At 70.3% G+C, this 12,296-nt stretch carries 6 protein-coding genes; 4 read left to right on the plus strand and 2 right to left on the minus strand.

All coding sequences use genetic code 11. The features are described from left to right. Positions 1–757 precede the first annotated feature (757 nt). Positions 758–1,414, plus strand: a complete 657-nt coding sequence (locus tag ABEA82_RS16745) for a dTMP kinase (RefSeq protein ID WP_345662279.1) — start codon at positions 758–760, stop codon at positions 1,412–1,414. Here ABEA82_RS16745 and ABEA82_RS16750 read toward each other — a convergent pair. Then, a complete protein-coding gene (locus ABEA82_RS16750; protein WP_345662280.1) occupies positions 1,396–1,572 on the minus strand; it encodes a hypothetical protein in 177 nt (58 codons plus the stop codon). The genes ABEA82_RS16745 and ABEA82_RS16750 overlap by 19 nt on opposite strands. On the opposite strand from ABEA82_RS16750, the gene ABEA82_RS16755 reads away from it, so the two are divergent. After that, positions 1,571–2,563 carry a LysR family transcriptional regulator gene (locus ABEA82_RS16755; RefSeq protein ID WP_345662281.1) on the plus strand — a complete coding sequence of 331 codons (993 nt, stop codon included), beginning with the start codon at positions 1,571–1,573 and terminating at the stop codon, positions 2,561–2,563. The two genes, ABEA82_RS16750 and ABEA82_RS16755, sit on opposite strands and share 2 nt — an antisense overlap. A gap of 76 nt (positions 2,564–2,639) precedes the next feature. Then, complete coding sequence (locus ABEA82_RS16760; protein ID WP_345662282.1) at positions 2,640–3,059, plus strand: MarR family winged helix-turn-helix transcriptional regulator; 420 nt, start codon at positions 2,640–2,642, stop codon at positions 3,057–3,059. Positions 3,060–3,204: 145 nt separating this feature from the next. On the opposite strand, the gene ABEA82_RS16765 is transcribed toward ABEA82_RS16760, so the two are convergent. After that, positions 3,205–4,032, minus strand: a complete 828-nt coding sequence (locus ABEA82_RS16765) for an SAM-dependent methyltransferase (RefSeq protein ID WP_345662283.1) — start codon at positions 4,030–4,032, stop codon at positions 3,205–3,207. A 477-nt stretch (positions 4,033–4,509) separates the two neighbouring features. Here ABEA82_RS16765 and ABEA82_RS16770 point away from each other — a divergent pair, with 477 nt between their 5' ends. Next, positions 4,510–12,276, plus strand: a complete 7,767-nt coding sequence (locus ABEA82_RS16770) for a type I polyketide synthase (RefSeq protein ID WP_345662285.1) — start codon at positions 4,510–4,512, stop codon at positions 12,274–12,276. The last annotated feature ends 20 nt before the right edge of the window (positions 12,277–12,296 follow it).

Below are 12,296 nucleotides of genomic sequence, written 5' to 3' on the forward strand. Positions count from 1 at the left end.
CGAGCCGGCGCCGGACGGCGTCCTCCGGCAGGTCGGCCCTCGTTCTTCACGATGAGTCCGTGAGTCCCCGCCGCCCGCGGCCATGGCCTACCACGTCGCTTCGCCCAGGTATTCCAGGATTCTGAGGTGCAAAAGTCGCCTCATCATGGGGCTATTTCGGCCACCCCTGAGTTCCGCCCACTTCGCGTCCCGACGGTATTCACGGGCGCGCCGGGAGTCCGGGAGGAGAAAGGACGTGGACCTTTGTCGGATCCTGTCGGCTGGACAGTGTTTCCGGCTTCGCTGAGGTCATGGCAGGACAGCGTGTCAGGGTGGTCATTGTCGGTTCAATAGGACCAAGGTCCCACCGGTGCCCCGGTGAAATCCGGCGGAGTCTGCGGTGTAATGCTTCGGCAGCCGAGGTTCGGCGGGAGGGGGCTCCGCGGTGGGCACATCCTTGGCGGGTTCGTGGGACGGCTCACGACTCCGACCGAGGGAGCCGCACACCGCCTCCTGTGCCGCGCAACTCGCCGACACGGTACCGATGACGGCGACATTGGCGGCGAGGAGCCCTGCGGATGCTCACGTGCAGACCCCTGAACGGATCTTTCGGTGTCGAGGTGCTAGGCGCCACGCTCGACACACCGGAGGACGACACGCAGGCGAGGGAAGTCGTCCAAGCGCTGTACGGACCCCAATTCCAGGGCGAGAGCCGCGCGCCGGCCGGCCTGCGCCGCCTGGTTCACCGTGCGACCGCCCGGTATGCCGGACGGGCGCGTTGAGCCCGGAGTGGCGGCTGCCGTTCCGGCCACACGGGCTCCCCGGCACCCTCATCTCCTTCGACGGTGTCGACGGCAGCGGCAAGACCACGACCACCCGGATGACCCGGGCCTATCTGCGGGCGTGCGGGCGGACCGTACGCGGCTTCAAACTGCCGTCACGCGAGCTGAAGGCCAGCCGCTGGTTCAGGACGTACAACGCGGACCCCTTCGGTTCCGTACATGCCGGCGAGGTGGACCCGCTGGCCATGTGCTGCGCCGTACTCGGGGACCGGCTGATGACCGTACGGACGCGCATCCTGCCCGCGCTGCGGGCAGGGCGCGTCGTCGTGGTCGACCGCTACCTGTTCACGCCCCTCGGCGAACTGCTCATACACCGGGTTCCGGCCGAGACGCGCGCGGTGGTGGAACCGCTGATCGCCTGCTTCCCGGCGCCGGACCTCTCGGTCTTCACCACCGTGTCGGCGCAGGAGGCCAGCGCCCGGGTGCGCAGTCGGCCCGCGGAGCGCGACGACCCGCTCACGCTGGACGTCTACGAGCACCGGGTGGACGCCTTCCGTCAACTGGCGCTGAGCAACGGCGGCCTGCTCCTCGACACCGCGCTGGGGCAGCGCCGCACTTTCGAGGAGCTGATGCCTCACCTGGCGAAGACCTGACACCTCACCTCGTCGGCGGCGCGGTCGGCACGTTCCGGCAGTGCCGCCAGGTCCGGCACCCCGCTCCCCCGAGCCTCGTGCGTCACGTCGCCGGTGCCGGTACCCGTTCCGCCCCGCGCCACGACCGGCCGGCTGACCTCATGGAGTCCTCTCCTCATGCCTTCTCCACGCTTATCCGGAACAGAGACGACATCACACGCGCCGCGACGTCCGCGGGCGCAGGCGCGGGCGCACCGGGAGGAGACGGAGCCACTCAACCCGGGCTGGCTCCGCACCTTCATCGAGGTCTACCGGACGGGGTCCTTCGGGGGAGCGGCCCGAAGACTGCACATCTCACAGCCGGCCGTCACCCACCAGATCCGCCTCCTGGAGGAGAGGGTCGGGACGCGTCTGTTCGTGCGCCACGCCACCGGATCCAAGCCCACACCGGCCGCCGACTCGCTCGCACGGGATGCCGAGGGCCCGGTCGATGCCCTCAACTTCGTGTTACAGCGCTACTCCAGAAGCGGCGCCCCGGCCCGTCGGCTCCGGATCGGCGCCCCCAGTGACCTGATCAGCGACCGGATCCTGCCGGTGCTCGCCGACCTGCTCATGGACAGCGTGCAGTTGCGCACCACTCCCGCACTGTCCGACGCGCTGCTCTCCCAACTGGCCGCGGGCGAACTCGACATCGTCGTCGTCCGGACGCGCCCCCGTCTGACGGGAATCAGCGCACTGCCCCTCTACGACGAGGAATACAGCCTGGTCGCCCATCCCGACGTCGCGCGCACGATCCCCGACAAGCACCTCGCCCGCGAGGCTCCGCAGGTCCTCGGCGGCCATCCCCTCATCGCCTGCGCCGAGTCATTGCCGCTCATCGACCACTACTGGTGGTCCGTCTTCCACACCGCCGCGTCCGCGGCACCCGACGTGGTGGTTCCCGACCAACGAGCCGTACTCGCCGCCGTCAAGGCCTCCGTCGGCATCGCCGTGCTTCCCAGCTACCTCTGTGCCGACGACGTCGCCCAGGGCACGCTGGTGCCCCTCCTCAGGCCCGAAGTACCGCCGATCACCACCACGTATCTCGCCACGCGGGAGGGCGACGTCGCACGCTCCCAGATGTCCGCCGCTCACAGCAGGCTCCTTGAGCACGGCCGTAACTGGACCTGACCGCGCGAGAGTCACCGTCGTGGCCCACCCACACACTAGACACTTCGAGCTGTAATAATTTAAGCTCGCCACTATTATGAACTTATCGCTTTCCCCTCTGGCGCTGGAGGTCCTCGACCTCATCGACACTCTGGTGGCCCGTTACCAGGAGAGCTATGAAGCGGCCGCCGCCAGACACCAGCTCACCGGCAGCCAGGTCCGCGTGCTCGAACTGCTGTCACACCAGCCGCTCGCCATGCGCAGACTCGCAGAGCGGCTCAAGTGCGAACCGTCCAACGTCACCGGCATCGTGGACCGCCTCGAAGCCCGCGGGCTGGTCCGGCGCCAACCCGATCCCGCGGACCGCCGCGTCAAACTGGCCGCCGTCACCGAAGCAGGCCGTCTGATCGGTGATCAGGTGCGCGCCTCGACGGACTTCACGCGCACGCGTCTGACCACACTGCCCCCGGAGGACTGTGCGGCGCTGCACGCCGGGCTGTACCGGATGCTGAACTGAGCGCAGGGCTCGGATGAGAGGCACACCACGTCTTCCGGACGGGCGGAGGCCCGCCCGCGGCCCATCCGGACGGTCCTCGGCCCCGGCTCCGGCTGCCCCACCTTTCGGCCGGCGCGTCAGCCGGAGCCGTTCTCACTCGGAGGGCTCAGGGCCGACGGGCGACGATCAGTCCGTAGCCGATCTGCGGAAGTTCACCGAAACGCTCGATGATGTCGGCCGCTCTGGACAGTTCCTCGCTGAACGCACTGCCACCCGCCCCCTGTGCCTGGCGGATGAGGGCCGCGGCCACCGTGTGACTGCGCCGGACGTTCTCACCGATGTCCAGCATCTCGACGATTTCCAGGCCGGCCTTGGCCATGTGTCCGGCGTACTCGTCGGCGTCGCCGATCGGGGGAATCTCGAACAGCTTCCGATTGTCCGCGACTATCTCGGCCTCATGGGGGGTCAGTTCGCCTTGCTGATAGGGATTCGCGGCCACCAGAACGCCACCCGGACGCAAGACTCGCGCCGCTTCGGCGACGGCGGTGGCACGGTCGGACATGTGCAAGAACGATTCGATTGCGTATACGCGATCGAAGTGGGCGTCGGGGAAGGGGAGGTCCATGCCGTCGGCTTGCAGGAACGAAACCTGCCCGTTACCTTCCCCGACTTCCGGCCGCGCTCCGGCCGTTTGCGCCTGCTGAGCGCTGATGGTGATCCCCGTGACATGCACGTCCCATGTGCCCGCGATACGTACAGCGGGCTTGCCGCTTCCGCAGCCGATATCCAGAACCCGGGCGCCGGGTGAGAGCGCGAGCCGTTCGGCCACCATATCGGTCAAGGTGTCGGTGGCCTGTTCGACCGAGGCGTCGTCATCGCCGTCACGCCAGTACCCCAGGTGGATATTTCCCCCCATCACTTCAGAGAGCAGGCCGGTCGACTGGTCGTACATTCTTCCCACGTCCGCCGCAGTGGGTGCGTACTGCTCGGTCATTTCTGAGGCGCCCCTTCCCGTTTGGCTCCTGGCGCTTCAACCCTTGGCCGAACGGGACGCTACAAAGCGGCGCGCGCCTTTGTCAACGGGATACTTCCGCTTCTCCGCATGCTCATCGTCCGCCATTCTCCGGAGATGCTCGGAACGAGCGACGCCCCGGACTCAGACAAAGTCCGGGGGATTCCTCATAGCTGAACTTATCAGCCTCATGAATCCAGTTATTGGACAGCACAGGATCATGTCGGGTCTACTGGCTGTCATGTGAACCCATCAGAGCCCCCGTATATGACAGCAGCCCGTCAAACGGAATAGACAGGCACGCCGGACAGAGCATTCAGGCGGTCGACGAGCAGATGGCACTTCACGCGTTGTGAGTTACTTCACACCAAACGGACCCGGCCCCGAGCCGGGGGAGCAAAAATCAAGACCTGAGGTATAGCACTTGGCATTCGCCCGATGTCGGCTGTTGGGAGTTCTATGCGTACCGGCCAGGCGTTCCCGCACGAAGACGCCCCCGCACACGACGATCCGATCGCAATCGTGGGACTGGCCTGCAGATTTCCTGGTGCCGCGAGCCCTGCCGCCTATTGGAACCTGCTCCGCGACGGTGTGAGCGCGGTTTCCGAAGAACCGAGGGAGGGCCGAAGGGGTTCCGGCGCGGGCGGCTTCCTGGACCAGGTCGATCAGTTCGATCCGGACTTCTTCGACATCTCTCCTCGCGAAGCGGCCGCCATGGATCCGCAGCAGCGACTCGTTCTCGAGCTGAGCTGGGAGGCGTTCGAGGACGCCGGGATCGTGCCGGCCGACCTGAAGGGCCGTGACGCAGGCGTCTTCGTGGGAGCCATGTGGGACGACTACGCCACCGTGCTGCACCGGCTCGGCCCGGGATCGGCCACCCAGCACAGCATGACCGGCGTTCATCGCAGCATCATCGCCAACCGGGTGTCGTACACGCTTGATCTGCGCGGGCCCAGCATGGTGCTCGACACCGGGCAGTCTTCCTCCCTGGTGGCCGTGCACATGGCCGTGGAGAGCCTGAGACGGGGCGAGGCGACGCTCGCGCTGGCGGGCGGGGTGAATCTCGGTCTCGCGTCGGAGAGCACCGTGTACTCCGAGAAGTTCGGCGGGCTGTCCCCGGACGGCCGGTGCTTCACGTTCGATGCCCGCGCCAACGGCTACGTCCGCGGCGAGGGCGCTGGTTTGGTCGTGCTCAAGCCCCTCTCCCGCGCGCTCGCCGACGGCGACCGCGTGTACTGCGTCATCGAAGGCACCGCGACGAACAACGACGGCGCGGGTGAGGGGCTCACCGTGCCCACGGCCCGCGCGCAGGAGGAGGTGCTGCGCGCGGCGTACCAGAAGGCGGGCGTCACCCCGGCCGACGTGCACTACGTGGAACTGCACGGCACCGGCACGAAGAAGGGCGATCCGATCGAGGCAGCCGCGCTCGGTTCGGTGCTCGGCTCGGGCCGGACGGACGACACGCCACTGCTGGTGGGGTCGGTGAAGACGAACATCGGACATCTGGAAGCCGCAGCCGGTGTCGCCGGACTCATCAAGACGGCCCTGTGCATCAGACACCAGGAGATTCCGCCGAGTCTGAACTTCCGCACACCCAATCCTCGGATCCCCTTCGAGGCGTGGAACCTGCGCGTGCAGACCGCGCTGAGCCGGCGGCCCCGTACCGACAGCCCGTTCCTGGCGGGCGTCAGCTCGTTCGGCATGGGCGGCACGAACTGTCATGTGGTGCTCTCGGACCGTCATACGGTGCCCGCGTCCCCCGCGGCCGGCCACAAAGAGACAGTCGGCGATCGGCGCGGCGAGGCCCTCTCGCTCCTGCCCTGGGTGGTCTCGGGGAGGTCCCGCGCCGCGCTCCGCTCCCAGGCAGAGCGGCTCCGCGAGCACATCGCCAAGCATCCCGAACTGGATCCGGCGAGCGTCGGTGGCTCGCTCGCCGCGCACCGCACGGCGTTCGAGGAACGCGCGGTCGTCCTGGGCGGCGACCGCGACGACTTCGTGAGCGGTCTGGACGCGCTGGTACGCGGGGCACCGGCTGCGAACGTGGTACGGGGCTCCGCGAGAGGTGCGGGCAAAACGGCGTTCCTCTTCACGGGCCAGGGCAGCCAGCGTCCTGGGATGGGCCGTCAGCTCTACGCGACGGTACCGGCGTTCTCCGAGGCGCTGGACGAGGTGATCGACCGGCTGGACACCCGGCTGCCCCACCGGCTCAAGGATGTGCTCTTCGCGGAACCCGGTACGCCCGAGGCGGAGCTGCTCGATCGGACGAGCTTCGCCCAGGTCGCGCTGTTCGCGCTGGAGGTCGCGCTCTTTCGTCTGCTGCAACGGTGCGGGGTGCGCCCGGACTTTCTGCTCGGCCACTCCGTCGGGGAGGTCGCCGCGGCCCATGTCGCCGGCGTGTTCTCCCTGGAGGACGCCTGCACCCTCGTCACGGCACGCGGACGGCTGATGCAGCAGGCCGTCGAGGGCGGCGCCATGATCGCGCTCCAGGCCGACGAACCGGAGGTCCGCGCGGCGCTGTCCGGGCTGGACCGAGAGGTCTCGGTCGCCGCGGTCAACGGCCCTCAGGCCACAGTGATCTCCGGTGACCTGAGGGCCGTCGCCGACGTCGCCGCCGCATTCGAGGCAAGGGGCCGCAAGACCAAGCGGCTCCAGGTCAGCCACGCGTTCCACTCCCCGCACATGGACGGTGTACTGGACGAATTCCGCGCTGTGGCCGCGCAGTTGACCTACGGCACCCCGGAGATCCCGGTCGTCTCCAACGTCACGGGGCGCCTTGCCACAGCGGACGAACTCCGATCGCCGGACTACTGGACCCGTCACATCCGGGCGTCCGTACGCTTCTTCGACGGCGTCCGTCTCCTGCGGGCGGAAGGCGTCACGAGCTACCTGGAGCTGGGCCCCGGGGGCCTGACCGCGATGACCCGGGAGAGCCTTTCCGTCGAGGGCGCGCCGTCCGGCGCCGCGGTCGTCCCGCTGCTGCGCCAGGGTCGGCCGGAGGACCGTACGGTCGCCACCGCGCTGGCCGAGACGTTCGTGCGCGGAACGCGAGTGGACTGGGAGCCGTTCACCGGATGGGCCGGTGAACGGCTGGACCTGCCCACGTACGCCTTCCAGCGCCGCTCCTTCTGGCTCGACGCGCAGGACGGGCCGGTGGGGGCGCAGCCGGGCGACACGGTGATCCATGCGGCGACCGCCGCCACCCCGGCCACGGAGCCGATCGTGGACGCCGTGGCGGACGTACCGGAGCTGGTGCGGGCGAGCGTGGCGGCGGTGCTCGGGCACCTCTCGTCCGACACCGTCGACAGCGGCAGGACGTTCAAGGAGCTGGGGTTCGACTCGCTCACCGCGGTCGAGTTCCGCGACCGCGTCGCCGAGGCGACCGGGCTGGCGCATCTGCCACCCACCCTGATCTACAACTACCCCACCCCGGACGGACTCGTGCGGTTCCTGCGGTCCGAGTTGTCGGGCGAGAAGCCGACGCCCGACAGCGTGCCGTCGGTGGAGGCCGGTCACGACGAACCGATCGCCATCGTGGGCATGGGATGCAGGTTCCCCGGTGACGTCCGCTCGCCGGAGGACCTGTGGCGTCTCGTGTCGGAGGGCCGGGACGCCATATCCGCCTTCCCCACCGACCGTGGCTGGAACACCGGTGAGCTGCGCGACCCGGAGAACCCGGAGGTCCGCTACGCGCGGGAGGGGGGTTTCCTCTACGACGCCGCGGCGTTCGACGCGGGGTTCTTCGGGATCAGCCCGCGCGAGGCGCTGGCGATGGACCCGCAGCAGCGACTGGTGCTGGAGACCTCCTGGGAGGCACTGGAGCGGGCGGGGATCGACCCGCTGTCGCTGCGGGGCAGCCAGGTCGGCGTGTTCGCGGGGGCGATGGCGCAGGACTACGGGCCCCAGCTGGGCACTCCGGCCGAGGGTGCCCAGGGCTTTGTGCTGACCGGCAACACGGCAAGCGTCATCTCGGGCCGGGTGGCGTACACCCTCGGCCTGGAGGGCCCCGCGGTCACCGTGGACACCGCCTGCTCCTCCTCACTCGCGGCACTGCACATGGCACGCCGGTCCCTGCAGCACGGTGAGTGCACGCTGGCGCTGGCCGGCGGGGTGACGGTGATGGCGACACCGGGCATGTTCGTGGAGTTCGCCCAGCAACGCGGCCTGGCGCCCGACGGCCGCTGCAAACCGTTCGCCCGGTCGGCTGACGGCACCAGCTGGAGCGAGGGCGTGGGCATGCTGGTGCTCGAGCGTCTGTCGGACGCCCGGCGCCACGGCCACCGGGTCCTCGCGCTCGTCCGCGGCTCGGCAGTCAACCAGGACGGCGCGAGCAACGGCCTCACGGCTCCGAACGGGCCGTCGCAGGAGCGGGTGATCCGGCAGGCGCTGGCCGACGCCCGGCTGTCCCCGCAGGACATCGACGTGGTGGAGGCGCACGGCACCGGTACGAAGCTGGGTGATCCGATCGAGGCGCAAGCCCTCGTGTCCACGTACGGCCAGGGGCGTTCGGACGACCGGCCCTTGTGGCTCGGCTCGGTGAAGTCGAACATCGGGCACACCCAGGCGGCCGCCGGAGTCGCCGCAGTGATCAAGATGGTGATGGCGCTGCGGAACGGCCGGCTGCCCGCCAGCCTGCACATCGACGAGCCGACCCCCCATGTGGACTGGTCCTCGGGCTCGGTGGCCCTGCTGACCGACTCGGCGCCGTGGCCGGAGGGCGGCCGGGTGCGCAGGGCGGGCATCTCCTCGTTCGGCATCAGCGGCACGAACGTCCACACCATCCTCGAACAGGCTCCCGACGAAGCCCCGGGCGCGGCCGGCCACGGCGAGAACACCGCGGAGCCGGCGGGAGTGCTGCCGTGGCCGCTCTCGGCGAAGACTCCCGAGGCCCTGCGCGGCCAGGCTGCCGCCTTGCGGACCTGCCTCGACGACCGTGAGGACCTCGCCCCTGCCGACGTCGGGCTGTCACTGGCCACCACTCGGACCGCGTTCGAGCACCGCGCCGTGCTGATCGGCGGGGAGGGGCGCGAACTGCGGTCCGCCCTAGACGCGCTGGTGCGGGACACTCCCTCGGACAAGGTGGTGCGTGGCACAGCGGTGAGCGGCGCCGAGACCGTGTTCGTCTTTCCCGGCCAGGGAGCGCAGTGGGCGGGCATGGCGGTGGAACTCGTCGACTCCTCCCCGGTGTTCCGCGAGTGGATCCACGCGTGTGACGCGGCGCTCGGGGCTGTCGTGGACTGGTCGCTCCTGGACGTCCTGCGGGGCGCCCCCGGAGCGCCGACCCTGGAACGGGTCGACGTGGTGCAACCGGTGCTGTTCGCGGTGATGGTGTCGCTCGCCCGGCTCTGGGAGTCCCATGGCGTGCGCCCCTCCGCGGTGATCGGGCACAGCCAGGGCGAGATCGCCGCGGCCTGCGTGGCGGGCGGGCTCTCGCTCGAGGACGCCGCGAAGATCGTCGCCCTGCGCAGCCAGGCACTGACCGAGATCTCCGGCCTGGGCGGCATGGTGTCGGTGTCGCTGTCGGCCGAGCGGGTACGGCGGCTGCCGTGCTGGGACGAACGGCTGGACATCGCGGTGATCAACGGGCCGTCGTCGGTGGTCGTCTCCGGGGAGCAGCGGGCGCTGGAGGAACTGCTGGCCGCCTGCGCCGCCGAGGGTGCGCGGGCCAAGCAGATCCCGGTGAGCTACGCGGCGCACTCCGCACAGGTCGAGGCGATCCGCGAGCGGTTGCTGGAGGCGTTGCGCGAGATCGAGCCCCGGCGCGGCGAGGTCCCCTTCTACTCGACGGTGAGCGGGGAACTGCTCGACACCCGCGAACTCGACGCCGAGTACTGGTACCGCAACCTGCGGGAACCCGTCCAGTTCGAGCGGACCATGGGGACGGTCCTGAAGAAGGGGCACACGCTCCTGGTCGAGACGAGCCCGCACCCCGTACTGGCTGCCGGCGCCCAGGAGGCCATCGAGACGTTCGGCGGGTCCGGCGCGGTCGTGGGGTCACTGCGGCGCGGGGACGGCGGTCCCGAGCGGTTCCTCACCTCGCTCGCGCAGGCGTACGTCCTGGGGGCTCCGGTGGACTGGCGGACCGTCTTCGCCGGGTCCGGCGCGGCGCGGGTCGATCTGCCGACCTATGCCTTCCAGCACCAGCGGTACTGGCTGACGACGCCTGGACCCGAGGCCGCGGCCGTGCGGAGGGACGACGCGGAGCAGCGGTTCTGGGACGTGGTGGAACGCGGCGACGCGCGGGAGCTGGCCGCCGAAGTCGGCCTCGGAGAAGCGGACTCGCTGCGGGTCGTGCTGCCGGCGCTCAGCGCGTGGCGCCGACGACAGCGTGAGCGAGCCGCCGCCGACTCCTGGTCGTACCGGGTCGCCTGGCAGCCGTTGCCGCAGGTGCCGGCGGGCGTCCTGTCCGGCCGGTGGATCGTGGTCGTGCCCGAAGGCATCGAGCATGAGCAGCTGACGGCAACCGTTGTGGAAGCCCTGGGCAGGAGCGGCGCGCAGGCGGTGCCGCTGGCCGTGCCGCCGGGAATCGATCGGCGGGAGCTGGCGCAACGGCTGCGGTCCATGGCCTCCGAAGGTCCGGAACCGGCCGGTGTGCTGGCCCTGCCGGGGCCGGACACCGGGCCGGTGGTCCCCTCGGCGTCCGCGCACCGGGACGCCGTCCTGACGCTGATCCAGGCCCTCGGGGATGCCGAGATGTCCGCCCGGCTGTGGTGCGTGACCCAGGGTGCGGTGACGGTCGGCGCCGGTGACCAGGTGACCAGGCCCGAGCAGGCGCTGATCTGGGGGCTCGGCCGGGTCGCGGCGGTGGAATTCCCGCAGCGGTGGGGCGGCCTCGTCGACCTGCCCCCGACGACGGACAGCAGGGTCGCCGGGCGACTGCCCGCCGTGCTGGCCGGTCCGGACGGCGAGAATCAACTGGCGCTGCGCTCGTCGGGGGTGTTCGCCTGCAGACTGCTGCCCGCGCCGCCGCGGGACACCTCCGGTGCGGGGCAGTGGGCGCCCAGCGGCACCGTGCTCGTCACCGGCGGCACCGGTGCCCTCGGCGGGCATGCCGCGCGCTGGCTGGCCCGCAACGGGGCGGAGCACGTCGTGCTGGTCAGCCGCAGCGGCCGGGAGGCGGCGGGCGCCGTCGAACTGGAGGCGGAGCTGGCCGGCCTCGGGGTGCGGGTCGACATCGTGGCCGGCGACGTCGCCGACCGTGAGACGCTCGCCGGGCTGCTGACGGCGCTGGACGCGGACGGCACCCCCGTCCGGGCGGTCGTCCACGCGGCCGGGGCGATCGAGAGCGTCCCGCTCGGCTCGCTGGCCCCGCACGCCTTCTCGGGCGTGGTACGGGCGAAGGCCGACGCCGCGCAGCACCTGCACGACCTCACGCGCGACCGGCACCTGGACGCGTTCGTGCTGTTCTCCTCCGTCTCGGCGTTGTGGGGCAGCGCGGGCCATGGTGCGTACGCGGCGGCGAACGCTTTCCTGGACGGCCTGGCGGCGTACCGCAGGGCGCAGGGGCTGGTGGCCACGTCGGTGGTCTGGGGCCCGTGGGACGGCGGCGGAATGACGTCCCGCGACGGCTTGGACAAGGCGCTGGCCCGGCAGGGAATCAGGCTCATGGCGCCGGAACAGGCGATCGAGACCCTGCGGCACTGCGCGCTCGACGAGACGTCACCGGTGGTCACCGACGTCGCCTGGGAGACGTTCTTCGCGGCGTACTCCTCGACGACGCCGAGCCGGCTGCTCGCCGAAGTGCCCGAGGTACGCGACACGCTCCGGGCGGCGCAGCCGCAGGCCGACGCCGTCGGGACCGCCGGGACGCTGGCGCAACGGCTCGCCGGGCTGAGTCCGGGCAAGCGCAGGGAGGCCACCACCGCGCTCGCCCGCACCCAGGTGGCGACCGTCCTCGGACACGCCGACGAGAACCAGGTCGGCGACCGCTCTCCGTTCAAGGAGCTGGGCGTCGACTCGGTGATCGCGGTGGAACTGCGCAACCGGCTCCAGGACCACACCGGTCTGAGCCTGCCGATCACCGTGATGTTCGACCACCCGTCGCTGGAGAAGCTGGTGGATTTCCTTCTGGCCACGGCGTTTCCGGAGGACGCGGACGAACGTGCGGACACCACCGACCCGGTCGGTGAAAGGGACCAGGAGCGTGCGAGGGAAGCACAGGAAGCGGAAGAGCGGATAAACGAAATGGACGTCGACGACCTGGTGCGGCTCATGCTCGGCGAAGAGTAGAAGCCCGTGAAACGACCGCT

The organism is Streptomyces venetus (genome assembly GCF_039540295.1).
In the GTDB taxonomy this organism is placed as follows: domain Bacteria; phylum Actinomycetota; class Actinomycetes; order Streptomycetales; family Streptomycetaceae; genus Streptomyces; species Streptomyces venetus.

Bases quoted from the DNA above. Each gene is read 5' to 3' on its own strand.
- ABEA82_RS16755 (WP_345662281.1), top strand. From the start codon at position 1,571: ATGCCTTCTCCACGCTTATCCGGAACAGAGACGACATCACACGCGCCG.
- ABEA82_RS16750 (WP_345662280.1), bottom strand. From the start codon at position 1,572: ATGAGGAGAGGACTCCATGAGGTCAGCCGGCCGGTCGTGGCGCGGGGC.
- ABEA82_RS16760 (WP_345662282.1), top strand. From the start codon at position 2,640: ATGAACTTATCGCTTTCCCCTCTGGCGCTGGAGGTCCTCGACCTCATC.
- ABEA82_RS16765 (WP_345662283.1), bottom strand. From the start codon at position 4,032: ATGACCGAGCAGTACGCACCCACTGCGGCGGACGTGGGAAGAATGTAC.
- ABEA82_RS16770 (WP_345662285.1), top strand. From the start codon at position 4,510: ATGCGTACCGGCCAGGCGTTCCCGCACGAAGACGCCCCCGCACACGAC.